The organism is Corallococcus sp. CA053C (assembly GCF_003611675.1).
Taxonomy (GTDB): domain Bacteria; phylum Myxococcota; class Myxococcia; order Myxococcales; family Myxococcaceae; genus Corallococcus.
This window is the reverse complement of record NZ_RAWA01000222.1, coordinates 1-15,644: the sequence shown is the minus strand read 5'-3', so window position 1 is coordinate 15,644 and position 15,644 is coordinate 1. Positions and strand designations below refer to the sequence as shown.

Sequence of the window (15,644 nt, the reverse complement as noted above, 5' to 3'; positions counted from 1 at the left end):
GGGTTTGCCCCCGGCGACTGGCCTGGAATCCGGTCCTTCCCCACCCGCGGCCCTACCCTCGGGGGCTGAAGCCCGCCGCCCGGACCACCGCCTCCGACAGGCCGGCGCCCTGAACAGCGTCCGGGGCGCCCCGGAGGGCGAACAGCCGGGCCACGTACTTGCCGATGAGGTCCCCCTCCAGGTTCACCTGCGCCCCGGGGCCCTTCCCGTGCAGCGTGGTGCGCTGTTGCGTCTCCGGAATGAGCTGCACCCGGAAGCGGTCCGCCTCCACCGCGTTCACGGTGAGGCTGATGCCGTCCACCGTCACGGAGCCCTTCTCGATGAAGCAGGGCGCCAGCTCCGGGGGCAGCCGGAACACCATCACCCACGAGCCGCCCTCCGCGAACGTCTCCAGCACCTCGCTGACGGCGTCCACGTGGCCCGACACCAGGTGCCCTCCCAGCCGGTCCCCCAGCGCCAGGGCGCGCTCCAGGTTCACCTTGTCGCCCGTCCGCCGGGCCCCCAGGGTGGTGCGCCGCAGCGTCTCCGGCGCGGCCTGCACCCGGAAGGTGTCCCCGCCCTTCTCCACCACCGTGAGGCACGCGCCGTCCACTGCGATGGATTCCCCCAGCGCGAACGCCTCCGCGCCCAGCGAGGTGCGAATCCAGAGGTCGGTCATCGCGCCGGGCGCGATGCGGGTGACGGTGCCAGTGTCCTGGATGAGGCCGGTGAACATGGGCGCGACTCTAACGACTCAGAGCAGCGCGCGCAGGAGGACGTCCTCTCCCACCCGCTCCACCGTCAGGTCCTTCACGGCCAGCGCCTGGGCCATGTCCTTCACGCCCAGCTCGCCCGCCCACGACAGCCCACCGGCCCCCACCAGCTTGGGAGCGAGGAACAGGGCGAGCGCATCCGCCAGGCGCTCGCGCAAGAGCGTGCCGTACATCCCCGCCCCGCCCTCCACCAGCACGTGGTTGAGCCCCTCCTTCGCCACGCGGCGCAGCACGGCCTTCAGGTCCACGCGGTCCTGCTTCGCGCGCACGTGCCAGACCTCCACGCCCTGCGCGAGGAACCGCCGCGCCCGGCGTCCCTCCGGATCCTCCAGCGTGGCCACCACGGTGCGCGCGGCGCTGCGCTGGTTGAAGACGGTGTGCCCGGGCGACAGCTTGAGGTGCGAGTCCACCACCACGCGCACCGGGTCCTTGCCTCCACCGCCGGGCAGCCGGGTGGTGAGCTGAGGGTCGTCCATGCGCACGGTGTTGGCGCCCACGAGGATGGCGTCCACCTGGTCGCGCAGCCGGTGCACCCAGGCGCGCGAGGCCTCGCCCGTCACCCAGCGGGAGTCGCCACCCGGCGCGGCAATCTTCCCGTCCAGCGTCACCGCGGCCTTGAGCGTCACCCACGGCAGGCCCGTGCGCATGACCTTGAAGAAGGGACGGTTGAGCGCGTCCGCCTCATCCTGGAGGACGTGCGTCACCACCGCGACGCCGCCGCGCTTGAGCCGGTTCAGCCCCTTGCCGCTCACCAGCGGGTTCGGATCCGACGACGCGCTGAACACGCGCCGCACGCCGGCCTCCAGCACCGCGAGGCTGCACGGCGGGGTGCGCCCGTAGTGGTCGCACGGCTCCAGCGTCGTGTAGAGGTCCGCGCCGCGCGCCTTGGAGCCGGCGGCCTCCAGCGCGACGACTTCGGCGTGCGCCGTGCCGGCCTTCTTGTGGTGGCCGCGCGCGATGATGCGGCCGCCCTTCACCAGCACCGCCCCCACCACGGGGTTGGGGCTGGTGCGGCCCAGGCCCTTGGCGGCCTCCTCCAGCGCGATGCGCATGAAGAACTCGGCCACCGCGCGGTCGAAGTCCGCCGCGCGCTTCGCCCGGGGCGTCTTCGCAGCCTGCAACCGTCCCCGCGTGAGCAAGCGCATACCGCCCTTCCTAACCGTCCTTGGGCGGAGTCGAAGGTGGCTTCACCTTGCGCTCACGCTCCTGGTCCTCGAGCAGGTCCTTCAGCTCGTGCATGAACTCGGAGATGTCCCGGAAGCTGCGGTACACGGACGCGAAGCGCACGTAGGCCACCTCGTCGAGTTGCTGCAACCGCCGCATCACCTGTTCGCCAATGGAGGACGAGGGCACTTCCTTCTCCCCCATCCCCTGGAGCATCCGCTCGATGTCCTCCACCGTCTCTTCCAGCTGCGCGGCGGACACCGGGCGCTTCTCGCAGGCCTTCTTCAGGCCGTTGAGCATCTTCTCCCGGTCGAACGCCTCGCGCCGCCCGTCCTTCTTCACGATGAGCGGGTAGAGCTCCTCCACCCGCTCGTACGTGGTGAAGCGTCGCTTGCAGGCCAGGCACTCGCGGCGCCGTCGGATGACGGAGCCCTCATGCGACTCGCGCGAGTCGATGACCTTGTTCTCCGCGTCCTGGCAGAAGGGGCAGCGCACGGGCGGGTTACTTCAACCGCGAGGCGTACAGCGGGAAGCCCTGGGAAAGTTCCTTCACCTGGCCGCGCACCCGCGCGAGCCCCGCGTCGTCCTGGGCGCTGTCCAGGGCCTGCCCGATGAGCCGGCCCACCACCGCCATCTCCGCCTCGCGCATGCCGCGCGTGGTGATGGCGGGCGTGCCCACCCGGACGCCAGAGGTCACCATCGGCTTCTCCGGGTCGAAGGGGATCATGTTCTTGTTCACGGTGATGCCCGCCTTGCCGAGCACCTCCTCGGCCACCTTGCCGTTGAGCTTCTTCGGGCGCAGGTCCACCAGCATCAGGTGGTTGTCCGTGCCGCCCGAGCACAGCCGCAGGCCCGCGGACTTCAGCGCCTCCGCCAGCGCCTGGGCGTTGGCGACGATCTGCTTCTGGTACGCCTTGAACTCCGGCGTCAGCGCTTCCTTGAAGGCCACCGCCTTGCCCGCAATGGCGTGCATCAGCGGGCCGCCCTGGATGCCGGGGAAGATCTGGCTGTTGATGCTCTTGGCGAAGGCCTCGCGGCTCAGCACCATGCCGCCGCGCGGCCCGCGCAGCGTCTTGTGCGTGGTGGTGGTGACGATTTCGGCGAAGGGCACCGGCGACGGGTGCACGCCCGCGGCGACGAGCCCCGCGATGTGGGCCATGTCCACCAGCATGGAGGCGCCCACCTTGTCGGCGATCTCCCGGAACTTCGCGAAGTCGAGCGTGCGCGGGTAGGCGCTCGCGCCCACCACCAGCACCTTCGGCTTGTGCTCCAGCGCCAGCGCCTCCACCTGCGCGAAGTCGATGGTCTCCGTGTCGCGCGTCAGGCCGTAGTGGACGACCTTGTAGAGCTTGCCGGAGAAGTTGAACGCCGCGCCGTGGGTGAGGTGTCCGCCGGAGTTCAGGTCCAACGACAGCATGGTGTCGCCGGTCTTCATCAGCGCCATGAAGGCGCCCATGTTGGCCTGGCTGCCGGAGTGCGCCTGCACGTTCGCGGCCTCCGCGCCGAACAGCTCCTTGGCGCGGTTGATGGCCAGCGTCTCCGCCACGTCCACGACTTCGCAGCCGCCGTAGTAGCGCTTGCCGGGGTAGCCTTCGGCGTACTTGTTGGTGAGCACGGAGCCCACCGCCTCCATCACCGCGGGGCTGACGAAGTTCTCCGAGGCGATGAGCTCCAGGCCCTCTTCCTGACGCTCGGTCTCCTGACGGAGCACCTGGGCGATTTCGGGGTCCACCTGGGCCAGCGTGCGGGTGTTCTCCATGGGGGTTGCCTCCTGGCGACGAAAGGGGACAGCGATGGGACGTCGGATTTCAGCGCTGCTGCGCTTCGACGTCGCGAATCTTCTGGACGCGCTTCTCGTGACGGCCGCCCTCGAAGGCGGTGGAGAGGAAGGCCTCCAGGATGCCACCCGCCACGCCGGCGCCGACCACGCGCTGGCCGAGGCACAGCACGTTGGCGTCGTTGTGCGCGCGGGTCATCCGCGCCTCGAACTCCGTGGTGCACAGGGCCGCGCGCACGCCCCGGTGCTTGTTGGCCACGATGCTCATGCCGATGCCGGTGCCGCACACCAGCACGCCCAGCGTGCCGGCGTCCGCCACCACGGCCCGCGCCACCTGCGACGCGAAGTCCGGGTAGTCCACGGACTCGCGCGTGTGGGGGCCCAGATCCTCGAACGCGGTGCCGCGCTCCTTCAGCAGGGCCACCATTTCCTGGCGCAGCTCGATGCCCGCGTGGTCCGAGGCGAGGATGACTTTCAAGACCGGACTCCAAAGCGGCGCCCGCTTGGAGGGCGGGGCCTGGAAGCGAAGGCCCCTGCCCGCCGCCCCGTTTGAAGGAGCAGCGGGCCGGAAGGCCGTCAGGCGAAGCGCTTGAACACCAACACCGCGTTGGTGCCACCGAAGCCGAACGAGTTGCTCATCACCGCGTCCACCCGGGCCTCGCGCGCCGTGTTGGGCACGTAGTCCAGGTCGCAGTCGGGATCCGGCGTCGTCTGGTTGATGGTGGGCGGCAGCACGTTGTGCGTGAGCACCCGCACGCTCACCACCGCCTCCGCGCCACCCGCCGCGCCGAGCATGTGGCCCGTCATGGACTTGGTGGACGACACCGCCAGCTTGCGCGCGTGGGCGCCGAACACGGCCTTGAGGGCCTTGGTCTCGTTGGCGTCATTGAACGGCGTGGAGGTGCCGTGGGCGTTGATGTAGCCCACCTCCTCCGGCCGCATGCCCGCGGACTGGAGCGCCAGCCGCATGCAGCGCGCCGCACCCTCGCCCTCCGGGGCCGGCTGGGTGACGTGGTAGGCGTCCGAGTTGGCGCCGTAGCCCACCACTTCCGCGAGGATGTTGGCGCCGCGCTTCTTCGCGGCCTCCATCTCCTCCAGGACGACGATGCCCGCGCCCTCGCCCATCACGAACCCGTCGCGGTCCTTGTCGAAGGGACGGCTGGAACCGGCGGGGTCGTCGTTGCGCGTGGACAGGGCCTTCATCACGGAGAAGCCGCCCAGGCCCAGCGGGGTGATGGCCGCTTCCGCGCCGCCCGCGATGGCCGCGTCCGTCTCACCCAGGCGGATGGACTTCCAGGCCTCGCCGATGGCGTGGGCGCTGGTGGCGCACGCGGACACCGGGGCCCAGTTGGGGCCCTTGCAGTTGTAGCGCATGGAGATGAGCCCCGGCGCCATGTTGACGATCATCTGGATGATGAAGAAGGGCGACAGCCTGTCGAACCCCTTCTCCAGCCCCTTGCGGTGCTGCTCCTCGAGCGAGGAGATGCCCCCGATGCCGGAGCCCACGATGACGCCCACGCGCTCCGGGTTGTAGCCGTGGGGAGCGTCCGGGCCGATGGGCAGGCCCGACTCCTTCACCGCCATGTCGGCCGCGGCCATCGCGTACTGGGCGAACAGGTCCATCCGGCGCACCTCGCGCCTGTCGATGAACTGCTCGGGCTGGAAGTCCTTCACCTCGCCCGCGATGCGCGCGTCGATCTTCCCCGGATCGAAACGGGTGACCGGACCGATGCCGGATTGGCCGGCCAGCAGGGCCTGCCAGTTCTTCTCGGTGCCGGTTCCCAGCGCTGAAATCATGCCGGTTCCGGTGATGACGACTCGACGGTTTGACACTTTTCTTCTCCGCTGACCGCGATGGGGCGCGGAGCGCCAGTGGAAGGACGCTCCCAGTGGCCCCGACACTCCGGGTGTCGCGGCTGCTACTTCTTGTGGGTGTTCACGTAGTTCACGGCGTCGCCGACGGTCTTGATGTTCTCCGCCTCGTCGTCGGGAATCTCGACCTCGAACTCCTCCTCCATCGCCATCACGAGCTCCACGATGTCGAGGCTGTCCGCGCCCAGGTCTTCGATGAAGGAGGACGCGAGCGTGATCTCATCCTCTCCCACCCCGAGCTGGTCGGCGATGATGGACTTGATCTTGGCTTCGATGGGTGAAGTCGACATAAGTGTGGGACCCTCCAGCAACCAGATGGGGCGCCGCCTTGACTCGGGCGGGCCGTCTTAAAGGCCGGCGCGGTATATCCCACGCCCGGCGGCAATCCAACCTTGGCTTACATGTACATGCCGCCGTTGACCTTCAGGACCTCGCCGGTGATGTAGGACGCCGCATCACTCGCGAGGAACAGCACGGCCCCGGCGACCTCCTCCGGGTTGCCCAGGCGGGCCAGCGCGATGCCGGACACCATCTTCTGCCGCAGCTCGTCGTCGAGGTGCGACGTCATGTCCGTCCCGATGAAGCCCGGGGACACGGCATTGACCCGGATGTTGCGGCTGGCCAGCTCCTTGGCCACCGACTTGGTCAGGCCGATAAGCCCCGCCTTGGAGGCCGAGTAGGCGGCCTGTCCCGGGTTGCCCATCTCCCCCACGACCGAGGTGAGGTTGATGATGGCGCCGCTCTTCTGCTTCATCATCGGACGGCTGGCGGCGCGAATCAGGGCGAAGGCGCCCTTGAGGTTGGTGTCCAGCTGCCGGTCCCAGTCCTCGTCCTTCATGCGCATGACGAGCCCGTCCACCGCGACGCCCGCGTTGTTCACGAGCACGTCCAGCCGCCCGTGCGTCTTGATGACGCCCTCCACGGCGCTGGCGCACGCGGCGGTGTCCGCCACGTCGAAGCGGAGGGCCTCCGCCTTCGCGCCCGCCTGCTGGAGGAGCCCCACGGTCTCCGTGGCGGCGGCCTCGTTGCCCACGTAGCTGATGACGACAGTGGCCGCGCCCGCCTTCGCGAAGCCCAGCGCGCACGCCCGGCCGATGCCGCGCGAGCCGCCCGTCACCAGCACCACCTTGTCCTTGAAGCCGCTCATGCTGCCCCCAGCGCGGCGAGCACCTTCTCCAGGCTCGCGGCGTTCTCGACGTTGAACGATTCGATGTCCTTGGTGATGCGCTTGATGAGGCCGCCCAGCACCTTGCCCGGCCCCAGCTCCACCACGTGCGTGACGCCGTTCGCCTTCAGCGCCTCAACGCACTCAATCCAGCGCACGGGCGCGCTCACCTGCGCGAGCAGGAGCGGCACCACGCGCGAGACGTCCGAGTAGGGCTGGGCCTCCACGTTGCTCACCACCGGGACGCGCGGCGCCTGGAGGCGCACGCCCGCGAGCACCTCCGCGAGCTTCGGCTTCACCGGATCCATCAGCGCGCAGTGGAAGGGCGCGGAGACGGGCAGCGGCATCACCCGCTTGGCCCCGGCCTCCTTGCACTTCGCACCCGCGCGCTCCACCGCGGCCGCGTGGCCGGCGATGACGGTCTGCTCGGGCGAGTTGTAGTTGGCGGGAGAGACGACCTGCCCCTCCGCAGCGGCCTCGCAGGCGGCCCTCACCGCGTCCGGCGCCAGGCCGAGGATGGCCGCCATCGCGCCCACGCCCGCGGGCACCGCGTCCTGCATGAACGTGCCGCGCGCGCGCACCGCCCGCGCCGCGTCCTGGAGCTCCATCGCGCCGGCGGCCACCAGGGCGGAGTACTCCCCCAGCGAGTGGCCCGCGACGAACGCGGGGGCCGGGCCGCGCTTCTGGAACACCGCGTGCACCGCGGCCGACACCGTGAGGATGGCCGGCTGGGTGTTGGCGGTGAGCTTCAGCGCGTCCTCCGGGCCCGTGAAGCAGGTGGTGGAGAGCTTCTCCCCCAGCGCGTCGTCCACGGCGTCGAAGACGGCCCGCGCTTCGGGGAACTGCTCGTAGAGGTCCTTGCCCATCCCCACGGCCTGGCTGCCCTGCCCGGGAAACACGAACGCGACCTTCGCCATGTTGCGGTCCTTCCTTGTGTCGTCCTGCCTACCAGCGCACCACCGCGCTGCCCCACGCCATGCCCGCGCCAATCGCCATCATCGCGATGACATCACCGCGCTGGATGCGGCCGGCGCGCCAAGCCTCGTCCAGCGACATGGGCAGCGAGGCGGACGACGTGTTGCCGTACTTGTGCAGGTTGAGCCAGCATTTTTCCCGAGGAATCTCCAGACGCTCCAGCACGGCTTCCAGGATTCTCAGGTTGGCCTGATGCGCGATGACGTGGTCCACCTGTCCCGGCGTCATCCCGTGGGACCCCAACGACGTCTGGGTGGATTCCACCAGCGAGCGCACCGCGAAGCGGAACACCTCTTTCCCGTTCATCTTGAGCTTGTGGAGATTTGCATCCACGTTGTCCAAAGTGACGGGGGTGCGCGAGCCTCCCGCGGGGATGCAGAGGATGTCCGCCAGCGTGCCATCCGTGCGCAGGTGGGTGGAGAGGATGCCGCGCGGCGCCACGTCCTCCGGTCCGGCCCCCGCGCCCAGCACCAGCGCGCCCGCGCCGTCCCCGAAGAGGACGCAGGTGTTGCGGTCGCTCCAGTCCACCGCGCGGGAGAGCACGTCCGCGCCCACGACGAGGGCCCGCTTCACCTGCCCCGTGCGCACGAATTGATCCGCCACGCTCAGGGCATACAGGGCCCCGGCGCACGCGGCGGACACGTCGAAGGCGAAGGCCTTGCGCGCGCCCAGCTTCGCCTGCACCAGCGCGGCGCACGACGGCATGGGCATGTCCGCGGTGACGGTGCCCACGATGATGAGGTCCAGCTCCTCGGGGGCCACGCCGGCCATCTCCAGCGCCTGGCGGGACGCCTGGACAGCCAGGTCGCTCGTGGCCTCATCCGGCGCGGCCTGACGGCGCTCCTGGATGCCGGTGCGCTCGCGGATCCACGCGTCGGACGTGTCCACGAGCTGCTCCAGGTCCTGGTTGGTCAGGACCCGCGCGGGGGCATAGGAACCGGTTCCGAGTATCTGGGTACATGGCACGAGGTATCTCCGGGAGTCGTCGGAACCCAACGCCCGGGCCACGCGCTCTAATCGGGAACCTCTTCCGCGTCGTGCTTCCTTCCCCTCGGGTGGGCAGGGAGCCAGGACGCGGCATTGGCAATGCAGCGCGTCAGTTCTTCCTGCACGCCCGCGCGCACGTGCTGCAGCGCGGTGACGAGCGCGTTGTGGATGGCGCGGGGGGACGACCGGCCGTGGGCGACGATGCCCACCCCCTGGAGGCCCAGGAGCGGCGCGCCGCCGTACTCGGCGTAGTCCATGACGCGGCGCAGGCCCGCCAGGGTGGGCTTGAGGAGCAGCGCCCCCAGCTTCTCCGGCAGGCCGCCGCGCTTCTCGATGGCCTGACGCAGGAGGCCCGTGATGCCCATGCCCACGCCTTCCGAGGTCTTGAGGACGATGTTGCCCGTGAAGCCGTCGGTGACCACCACGTCCACGTCGCCGGAGAACAGGTCCTTGCCCTCCACGTAGCCCACGAACTCCAGGTCCGAGCGGCGCAGCAGCGCGCTGGCCTCCCGCGTCAACACGGTGCCCTTGGAGGGCTCCTCCCCGTTGGAGAGCACCGCCACGCGGGGGCGCTTCACGCCCAGGCGGGTGCGCAGGTAGGCCTCGCCGAGCACGGCGAACTGGGCCAGGTGCGAGGGGCGGCAGTCCACGTTGGCGCCCGCGTCCAGCAGGAGGCAGCGGCCGTTGCCCTTGAGGGCCGGGAAGAGGGCCGCGATGGCGGGGCGCTCCACGCCAGGGATGCGGCCGAGCGTCATCATGCCACCGGCCATCACCGCGCCGGAGTTGCCGGCGGAGACCAGGGCGGACGCCTCCCCTTGCCGGACGAGCGTGAAGCCCACCCGGAGCGAGGAGTCCCGCTTGCGTCGGAACGCAGCGGAGGCAGGGTCGTCCATCTCCACCACCTCGGAGGCATGGTGGAGCTGGACATTGGCGGGGGCACCGGCGCGCTCCAGGACGGGGCGCACACGCGTGGCGTCCCCGACCAGCACGAGTTCGTGCCCGGGATACGCTCGCGCGAACAGCACGCCTCCCTCCACGACGGCGTCAGGGGCGTGGTCGCCACCCATCGCGTCGAGGACGAGCCGCACCGGCGTCATCCGCCTTTCAGCTACTCGGCGGCGGTCGCGATGACTTCACGGCCCCCGTAGTTGCCACAGGCCGCGCAAGCGCGGTGCGGCATCACGGGCTCCTTGCACTTGGAGCACTTGATGACCTGCACGGGGGTCCGCAGGTTGTTGTTGCCCGCCCGACGACGGTCCCGGCGCATCTTCGACGTCCGCTTCTTGGGAACTCCCACGACTCACCTCGGCATCGGACCCGTCCCCCCTCGCGGCTTGCGAGGGGCATAGGGACCGTCAGTTCAGCTTGATGTTCATCAGCGGCGACAGTCGAGGGTCGGAGACCTTCGGCGAGCAGCCGCACTTCGTATCATTGAGGTTCTGGCCGCACTGCGAGCAGAGCCCCTGGCAGTCATCCCGGCAGACCGCGCTCATCGGGAGGGCGAGCAATACCTGTTCTCGGACGATCGGATCCAGATCGATCTTCTTTCCGTCGAACACCTGCTCATCCGTATCGTTGAGTTCGAAGGTGCCGCCCGACTCGCCCTGGGCGCGCTCCTTCTTCTCCATGACCTTCTCGTCGTCGTCCTTGAAGTCATCTCCCCGGGCCAGAGACTCCGGCACCAGGTTGATGGTGAAGGACACCGGCAGGTCCATCTTCACGTCGGTGAGGCAGCGCTTGCAGGGAACCGTCAAGTTGAGCGTGAAGCTGCCCTGCAGCAGCACACCGCCACTGAGCTTGCGCAGTGAGGCATGGAGCGTCGACGGTTGGGTCGCCTGGAAGCCGGTGTCATGACCCGACGCCGCGCCGCCCAGGACCTCCGACAGGAGCCCAAGAGCGATGGGCTCGTCGAGCTTCAGCCCCGCTTCTTTGATTTGTTCAATCTTTACGAGCATCTACAAGGCTTCCCGTCAAAAGGGCGCGCAACATAGAGGGACTCCCCCCGTCAGTCAACACGCCGGATTATCACCGCGGCCCCCAGACGGACCCTGGCTCCCGTCGCTGACGGAGGGCCTTCATCGCATGGATCCGTTCAACACCGCTCTGGTAGGTTTCCATCTGATGCGCGTCCCCGTCCGACGTTGGCAGGGCGCACTCTGCGTGATGGGGCTCGGGCTGACGCTCGCCCTGCCGGCGCAGGCCCGTGCGCCCCTTCCCCCGCTACCCCTCTTCCAGCTGGGCCCGGCGAGTCCCGCCATCGGCGAGGCGAAGGCGCTGCTGGAGGCGGGCCGCTTCCAGGAGACGCTGGACGTGGTGCAGCGCGGGCTGGATGCGCCCGACGTCACGGACGACGAGCTGGTGGAGCTCTACCGCCTGCAGGGGCTCACCGCCCTCTACCTGGGCGACGAGGCCCTGGCGCGCGGGGCGTACGAGAAGCTGCTCCAGGCCCGGCCGGACTTCGAGCTGCCACGCTCCGCGCCCCCGAAGATTCGCGCCCTGTTCGCGAAGCTGAAGGAGGACCTGCGCAACCGCCGCGTCCACCCTGTCACCCTGGAGGTGGACCCCATCCCGGACCCCACGCCCGGGGAGACGCTGCAGGTGGAGGCCACCCTCAAGGACATGGCGCTGGGCGCACGGGCGCGGCTGTTCTACCGGCGCGCGGGGGCCCAGGCCTTCTCGTCGGTGGACTTCACCCGCGACCGCGCCCGGCCCGAGCATTACCGCGCCGTGCTGCCCGCCTATGAGCTGCCCGCGGAGAGCACGCCCTATGAGGTCGAGTACTACTTCGAGGTCGCGGACGCGGCCCAGCGGCGGCTCGCCGGACGCGGGGATCCGTTCCATCCCCTCCTCTTCCAGGTGGCGACCCGCACCGCGCCCACCGCCGCGCTGACGGAGGGCCAGGGCCGCCCCTGGTACAAGAGTCCGTGGGTCTGGGTGGCCGTGGGCGCGGTGGCCATTGGCGGCACCGCCGGCGCGGTGGCCCTCTCCTCCTCCGAGGAGCGCGGCCGCGTGCCCATCACCATCCGCGTGCAGGACGCCGCGCCATGAGCCACCGGGAGAGCCTGCGCCTGCTGCTGCTGTGCTGGGGGGCCGTGCTCGCGGGCTGTGGGCCGGAGGCTGCTTCGGACGCCGCGGCCCTGGGGCTGGAGGTCACCCTGAGCCGCGCCGTCGCCAGCCAGGTGGGCGCGTACCAGGTGGCGGTGCTGAAGGACGGAGCCAGGCGCAACTGCACCGAGCTGCAGCGCACCTGTCTGTCCGCCCAGGTGAAGCCGGATGAGCTTCTGGAGTTGGAGGACGTGGACGGCAGGTCGGGACGCACGCTGCGCTTTGCCTCGGCGCCCGGCGGCGCGGAGCTGGCCGTGGACGTGCCGGTGGGCCGCGACTACGCGCTCGTCATCGAAGCGCTCTCCACCGACACGCCGGCCCGCTTCCTGGGCAGCTCGTGCAACTACCTGCGCGAGGTGAACACCGGCACCAACGCGGCGGTGGTGGCGGCCCCCATCGAGCTGACCGTCGGGACCTGTGATCCGCTGTTTCCGCGCTGAAGCCAGGGCCGCCACCCTCCTGCCCGTTCAAGGGGGGAGGCGGGCAGGCACGGCGCGCGGATGTCACATGGTTGTCCCCAGCGGGCCGGAACGAATCTGTTACGGGACGCCACGCATTCCATCCCCCTCGCGGGAGCAACCTTCATGGCGCGCATCCTCATCATCGAGGACGAGCAGGACCTGGCCGGGCTCGTCGACTACAACCTCCGCGCGGCGGGCTTCGAGACCGACACGGCGAACACCGGCGCGGGAGGCCTCGCCCGGGCCCGCGCGCAGCCTCCGGACCTGGTGCTGCTGGACCTGATGCTGCCGGACGTGGCGGGCGGCGAGGTGCTGCGCATGCTCAAGAGCGACCCGGAGCTCAAGAAGGCCGCGGTCGTCATCGTCAGCGCCAAGGGACAGGAGGCCGACCGCATCCAGGGCCTGGAGCTGGGCGCGGACGACTACGTGGTGAAGCCCTTCTCCGTGCGCGAACTGCTGCTGCGCGTGAAGGCCGTGCTGCGCCGCGCGGACGCGGAAGAAGGCCCCGCAGCGGTGCTGACCGCGGGCGACATCAGCCTGGACACGTCGCGCCACCAGGTGCGCGTGAAGGGCGAGGAGGTGGTGCTCACCGCGCTGGAGTTCCGCCTGCTGCGCACGCTCCTGGAGCGCAGCGACCGCGTGCAGACGCGCGAGGTGTTGCTGTCCGACGTCTGGGGCATCCAGGCGGAGATCCACACCCGCACCGTGGACACGCACATCAAGCGCCTGCGCGAGAAGCTGGGCCCCGCGGGTGACATCATCGAGACCGTGCGCGGCGTGGGCTACAAGCTCAGCCCTCCCTGAACCTTACGCCATGCCCCTGCGCTCCACGCTCCTGGCCCTGCTGGTCCCCGCCCTCCTCGTGTCGGCGCTGCTCGTGCTCTTCGGACACCCGGCGGGCGCGCTCGCCGCGGGGCTCATCACGCTCGCGGGCTCCGCGCTGGCGCTGGGCACGAGCCGCGTGGCGATGGACCGCCAGCTGCGCGCCCTGACCCAGAAGACGCAGTCGCTGGCCGAAGGGGTGATGCTCCTGCCCCCCGCCGCGCTCGAGCGCACCGACGACCTGGCCCAGCTGGAAGACGCCATCGACACGCTGGACGACCGGCTGTCCACGCGCAACGCGGCGCTCAACCAGGAGGCCCGCATCCTCACCGCCGTGCTGGACGGCATGGCCGAGGGCCTGTGGGTGACGGACGCGGAGGGCACCGTGGTGCGGCACAATGACGCGCTCGCGGAGATGCTCCGGCCCGCGCAGGGCGCCATCGTGGGCCAGCGGCCGCTCGCGCTGATCCGCAACGAGGCCCTCAACGACGCGGTGGCCCGCGCCTGTCAGGAGGGTGCGTCGACGCGGCTGGAGCTGACACTCGAGGGCCTGTTCTCCCGCACGCTGGCCGTGCGGGTGACGCCCGTGGGACGCGACCTGCCCGGCAGCGCCGCCGTCTTCCACGACGTCACCGAGCTGCGAAGGCTGGAGAAGGTGCGCAAGGACTTCGTCGCCAATGTGTCCCATGAGCTGCGCACGCCCATCACCGCCATCCGGGGCTACGCGGAGACGCTCCAGGGCGGCGCGCTGAACGACGCCCAGGCGGCGCCCCGGATGGTGGAGATCATCCACCGCCAGTCCGAACGCCTCTCCGAGCTGGTGGAGGACCTGCTGGAGCTGTCGCGCCTGGAGTCGCGCGAGATGACCTTCCAGCGCACCGAGGTGCCCCTGGCGCTGGCCGTGTCACGCGCCGCCGAAGGGGTGCGCCCCAAGGCCGAGGGCAAGAACCAGCACCTTGGCCTGCACGTCCCGCCGGAGCTCGTGGCCCTGGGCGACGGGCGCGCCATCGAGCAGGTGCTGCTCAACCTCCTCGACAACGCGGTGAAGTACACGCCCGCCGGTGGACGGGTGGACGTGGACGGAGCGTATGAGGGCGGCCGCTGCGTGGTGCGCGTGCGCGACACAGGCGTGGGAATCGAGCCCAAGCATCTTTCCCGGATTTTCGAGCGATTCTACCGGGTGGACAAGGGCCGCAGCCGGGACATGGGTGGAACGGGACTGGGCCTTTCCATCGTGAAGCACCTGATGGGCGCGATGGATGGCGAGGTGAAGGTGGAGAGCCAGCCGAACGCGGGCAGCACCTTCGTCATTTTTCTACCCCCAGCGGCTGGCCCGACGGCCCCGACGGGCTAGGATGGGGGCGGCCATGCGGGTCGCCATCCTCGCGGACATTCACGGAAACCTTCCGGCCTGCGAGGCCGTGCTGGACGACATCACCAAATCGGTGGCGCCGGATTACATCGTCGCGGCCGGAGACCTGGCCCTGCGCGGCGCCCATCCGCGTGAGACGGTGGAGCTGCTCTTCAGCCGCTGCCACGCGCTCATCATGGGCAACACGGACGCGTACCTCGCCGGCAACTACCTGGGCGGCGCGTACCGCGAGCGGGACCACTGGAAGACGGAGCTGCTGCGCTGGACGCGTGATCAGCTGGGCGAGACGTTGTTGCAGCAGCTGGGACAGATGCCCTTCTCGCTGCGCTACACGCCGCGCAAGGGGCAGGACCTGTTCATCTGCCACGCCAACCCGCGCAACCTGGAAGAGTCGTTGGATCCCACGCTGGACGACCACGCCGTGCGCCGCTTCTTCACGCACCTGGACGCGGCCGCGTGCGCCTTCGGCCACCTGCACTTCCCCTACCGGCGGCGCGTGGGCCGGATGCTCATCGCGGACGTGGCCAGCGCCGGCATCCCGCGCGACGGCGACCTGCGCCCCGCCTACGGCGTCTTCACCTTCACCCCCAAGGGCTGGCGCGTGCAGATCCGCCGCGTGCGCTACCCGGTGCGCAAGGCCACCCAGGCCCTCACCGCGCGCCGCGTGCCCGGGGGGCCGCTGCTCATCCACAAGCTCGTGGAGGCGAGATACCGCCACCACAACGCCCTGATGGAGGCCGCGCGCCGGCACTCGGGGCTGCCGCCGCCGGGCCCCGTGCTGCGTCCACCGCCCGGTTCCCCCGGCTCCGCGCGGCCGGCCGTCGCCGCGCCCTTCGAGAACGGCCCGCCGTCCGAGGTCGACCCGTCCACGCTGCCCACCGACATGGACGGCACGGTGACGGGCGCGGCGCCGCTGCCGCTCGACGCGCTCAACGACCTGGACGGGTGAGCCTTCCGCCCACCGGGTGGGTGCGCGTGGCCAGGGCCCGTCCGGGAATGGACAGGCTCGCCACCGCTTCTGACGGACAGCGGGCGCTTCGTTCAGCGAATCGCGTCCGGGAGTTCGCACGCACAGGTGCGGACCGGCGCCAGGAGCCTTAGCAACGAGGAGGCGCCGACGCGGGCGATGACACTCACGAGGGAGGGGCCATGGTCTGGTGGACGGTCGGACTGTCGGTGGTCGCGGTATCGC

18 protein-coding genes are annotated in these 15,644 nt (G+C 70.3%); 5 read left to right on the top strand and 13 right to left on the bottom strand.

The features are described from left to right. Positions 1–52 precede the first annotated feature (52 nt). The 13 genes from D7V97_RS26040 to D7V97_RS25980 all read right to left on the bottom strand — a co-directional run bounded on the left by D7V97_RS26040 (position 53) and on the right by D7V97_RS25980 (position 10,647). A complete protein-coding gene (locus D7V97_RS26040) occupies positions 53–715 on the bottom strand; it encodes a riboflavin synthase (RefSeq protein WP_120613339.1) in 663 nt (220 codons plus the stop codon). A gap of 18 nt (positions 716–733) precedes the next feature. Then, positions 734–1,897 (bottom strand): bifunctional diaminohydroxyphosphoribosylaminopyrimidine deaminase/5-amino-6-(5-phosphoribosylamino)uracil reductase RibD, encoded by a 1,164-nt coding sequence (gene ribD, locus D7V97_RS26035; RefSeq protein WP_120613338.1) that lies wholly within the window; start codon positions 1,895–1,897, stop codon positions 734–736. 10 nt (positions 1,898–1,907) lie between these two features. Beyond that, positions 1,908–2,411 carry a transcriptional regulator NrdR gene (gene nrdR, locus D7V97_RS26030; RefSeq protein WP_120613337.1) on the bottom strand — a complete coding sequence of 168 codons (504 nt, stop codon included), beginning with the start codon at positions 2,409–2,411 and terminating at the stop codon, positions 1,908–1,910. A gap of 7 nt (positions 2,412–2,418) precedes the next feature. Beyond that, positions 2,419–3,675 carry a serine hydroxymethyltransferase gene (glyA, locus tag D7V97_RS26025; RefSeq protein WP_120613336.1) on the bottom strand — a complete coding sequence of 419 codons (1,257 nt, stop codon included), beginning with the start codon at positions 3,673–3,675 and terminating at the stop codon, positions 2,419–2,421. A 49-nt stretch (positions 3,676–3,724) separates the two neighbouring features. Further along, entirely contained in the window at positions 3,725–4,171 is a 447-nt protein-coding gene (gene rpiB / locus D7V97_RS26020) for a ribose 5-phosphate isomerase B (protein WP_120613335.1), read from the bottom strand. A 98-nt stretch (positions 4,172–4,269) separates the two neighbouring features. After that, on the bottom strand, positions 4,270–5,526 hold the full coding sequence (gene fabF, locus D7V97_RS26015) for a beta-ketoacyl-ACP synthase II (RefSeq protein WP_120613334.1): 1,257 nt from the start codon (positions 5,524–5,526) through the stop codon (positions 4,270–4,272). 86 nt (positions 5,527–5,612) lie between these two features. Next, the gene (gene acpP / locus D7V97_RS26010; protein WP_120613333.1) at positions 5,613–5,855 is read right to left on the bottom strand and encodes an acyl carrier protein; all 243 of its coding nucleotides are present in this window, start codon (positions 5,853–5,855) and stop codon (positions 5,613–5,615) included. Between the two features lie 107 nt (positions 5,856–5,962). Next, the gene (fabG, locus tag D7V97_RS26005) at positions 5,963–6,712 is read right to left on the bottom strand and encodes a 3-oxoacyl-[acyl-carrier-protein] reductase (RefSeq protein ID WP_120613332.1); all 750 of its coding nucleotides are present in this window, start codon (positions 6,710–6,712) and stop codon (positions 5,963–5,965) included. After that, the gene (gene fabD / locus D7V97_RS26000; protein WP_120613331.1) at positions 6,709–7,647 is read right to left on the bottom strand and encodes an ACP S-malonyltransferase; all 939 of its coding nucleotides are present in this window, start codon (positions 7,645–7,647) and stop codon (positions 6,709–6,711) included. Before fabD ends, fabG begins: the two co-directional genes overlap by 4 nt. Positions 7,648–7,675: 28 nt before the next feature. Further along, entirely contained in the window at positions 7,676–8,671 is a 996-nt protein-coding gene (locus D7V97_RS25995) for a beta-ketoacyl-ACP synthase III (RefSeq protein WP_120613330.1), read from the bottom strand. Positions 8,672–8,718: 47 nt separating this feature from the next. Continuing rightward, the gene (plsX, locus tag D7V97_RS25990) at positions 8,719–9,780 is read right to left on the bottom strand and encodes a phosphate acyltransferase PlsX (protein WP_120613341.1); all 1,062 of its coding nucleotides are present in this window, start codon (positions 9,778–9,780) and stop codon (positions 8,719–8,721) included. Positions 9,781–9,800: 20 nt separating this feature from the next. Then, the gene (gene rpmF / locus D7V97_RS25985; protein WP_014395447.1) at positions 9,801–9,989 is read right to left on the bottom strand and encodes a 50S ribosomal protein L32; all 189 of its coding nucleotides are present in this window, start codon (positions 9,987–9,989) and stop codon (positions 9,801–9,803) included. A 58-nt stretch (positions 9,990–10,047) separates the two neighbouring features. Next, on the bottom strand, positions 10,048–10,647 hold the full coding sequence (locus D7V97_RS25980) for a DUF177 domain-containing protein (protein WP_120613329.1): 600 nt from the start codon (positions 10,645–10,647) through the stop codon (positions 10,048–10,050). Positions 10,648–10,813: 166 nt separating this feature from the next. Here D7V97_RS25980 and D7V97_RS25975 point away from each other — a divergent pair, with 166 nt between their 5' ends. The 5 genes from D7V97_RS25975 to D7V97_RS25955 all read left to right on the top strand — a co-directional run bounded on the left by D7V97_RS25975 (position 10,814) and on the right by D7V97_RS25955 (position 15,401). After that, positions 10,814–11,740 (top strand): hypothetical protein, encoded by a 927-nt coding sequence (locus D7V97_RS25975; protein WP_233583210.1) that lies wholly within the window; start codon positions 10,814–10,816, stop codon positions 11,738–11,740. Beyond that, on the top strand, positions 11,737–12,237 hold the full coding sequence (locus tag D7V97_RS25970; protein WP_120613328.1) for a hypothetical protein: 501 nt from the start codon (positions 11,737–11,739) through the stop codon (positions 12,235–12,237). The genes D7V97_RS25975 and D7V97_RS25970 overlap by 4 nt, the downstream gene beginning before the upstream one ends. A 144-nt stretch (positions 12,238–12,381) precedes the next feature. Then, positions 12,382–13,062 (top strand): winged helix-turn-helix domain-containing protein, encoded by a 681-nt coding sequence (locus D7V97_RS25965; protein WP_120613327.1) that lies wholly within the window; start codon positions 12,382–12,384, stop codon positions 13,060–13,062. A gap of 10 nt (positions 13,063–13,072) precedes the next feature. Beyond that, entirely contained in the window at positions 13,073–14,434 is a 1,362-nt protein-coding gene (locus D7V97_RS25960; protein WP_120613326.1) for a cell wall metabolism sensor histidine kinase WalK, read from the top strand. 13 nt (positions 14,435–14,447) lie between these two features. Continuing rightward, positions 14,448–15,401 carry a metallophosphoesterase gene (locus D7V97_RS25955; protein WP_120613325.1) on the top strand — a complete coding sequence of 318 codons (954 nt, stop codon included), beginning with the start codon at positions 14,448–14,450 and terminating at the stop codon, positions 15,399–15,401. Positions 15,402–15,644: the final 243 nt, after the last annotated feature.

Excerpts from the sequence above, each read along its gene's own strand:
- D7V97_RS26040 (WP_120613339.1), bottom strand. The coding sequence starts at position 715 with ATGTTCACCGGCCTCATCCAGGACACTGGCACCGTCACCCGCATCGCG.
- ribD (WP_120613338.1), bottom strand. The coding sequence starts at position 1,897 with ATGCGCTTGCTCACGCGGGGACGGTTGCAGGCTGCGAAGACGCCCCGG.
- glyA (WP_120613336.1), bottom strand. The coding sequence starts at position 3,675 with ATGGAGAACACCCGCACGCTGGCCCAGGTGGACCCCGAAATCGCCCAG.
- acpP (WP_120613333.1), bottom strand. The coding sequence starts at position 5,855 with ATGTCGACTTCACCCATCGAAGCCAAGATCAAGTCCATCATCGCCGAC.
- fabG (WP_120613332.1), bottom strand. The coding sequence starts at position 6,712 with ATGAGCGGCTTCAAGGACAAGGTGGTGCTGGTGACGGGCGGCTCGCGC.
- fabD (WP_120613331.1), bottom strand. The coding sequence starts at position 7,647 with ATGGCGAAGGTCGCGTTCGTGTTTCCCGGGCAGGGCAGCCAGGCCGTG.
- D7V97_RS25980 (WP_120613329.1), bottom strand. The coding sequence starts at position 10,647 with ATGCTCGTAAAGATTGAACAAATCAAAGAAGCGGGGCTGAAGCTCGAC.
- D7V97_RS25975 (WP_233583210.1), top strand. The coding sequence starts at position 10,814 with ATGCGCGTCCCCGTCCGACGTTGGCAGGGCGCACTCTGCGTGATGGGG.
- D7V97_RS25970 (WP_120613328.1), top strand. The coding sequence starts at position 11,737 with ATGAGCCACCGGGAGAGCCTGCGCCTGCTGCTGCTGTGCTGGGGGGCC.
- D7V97_RS25965 (WP_120613327.1), top strand. The coding sequence starts at position 12,382 with ATGGCGCGCATCCTCATCATCGAGGACGAGCAGGACCTGGCCGGGCTC.
- D7V97_RS25960 (WP_120613326.1), top strand. The coding sequence starts at position 13,073 with ATGCCCCTGCGCTCCACGCTCCTGGCCCTGCTGGTCCCCGCCCTCCTC.
- D7V97_RS25955 (WP_120613325.1), top strand. The coding sequence starts at position 14,448 with ATGCGGGTCGCCATCCTCGCGGACATTCACGGAAACCTTCCGGCCTGC.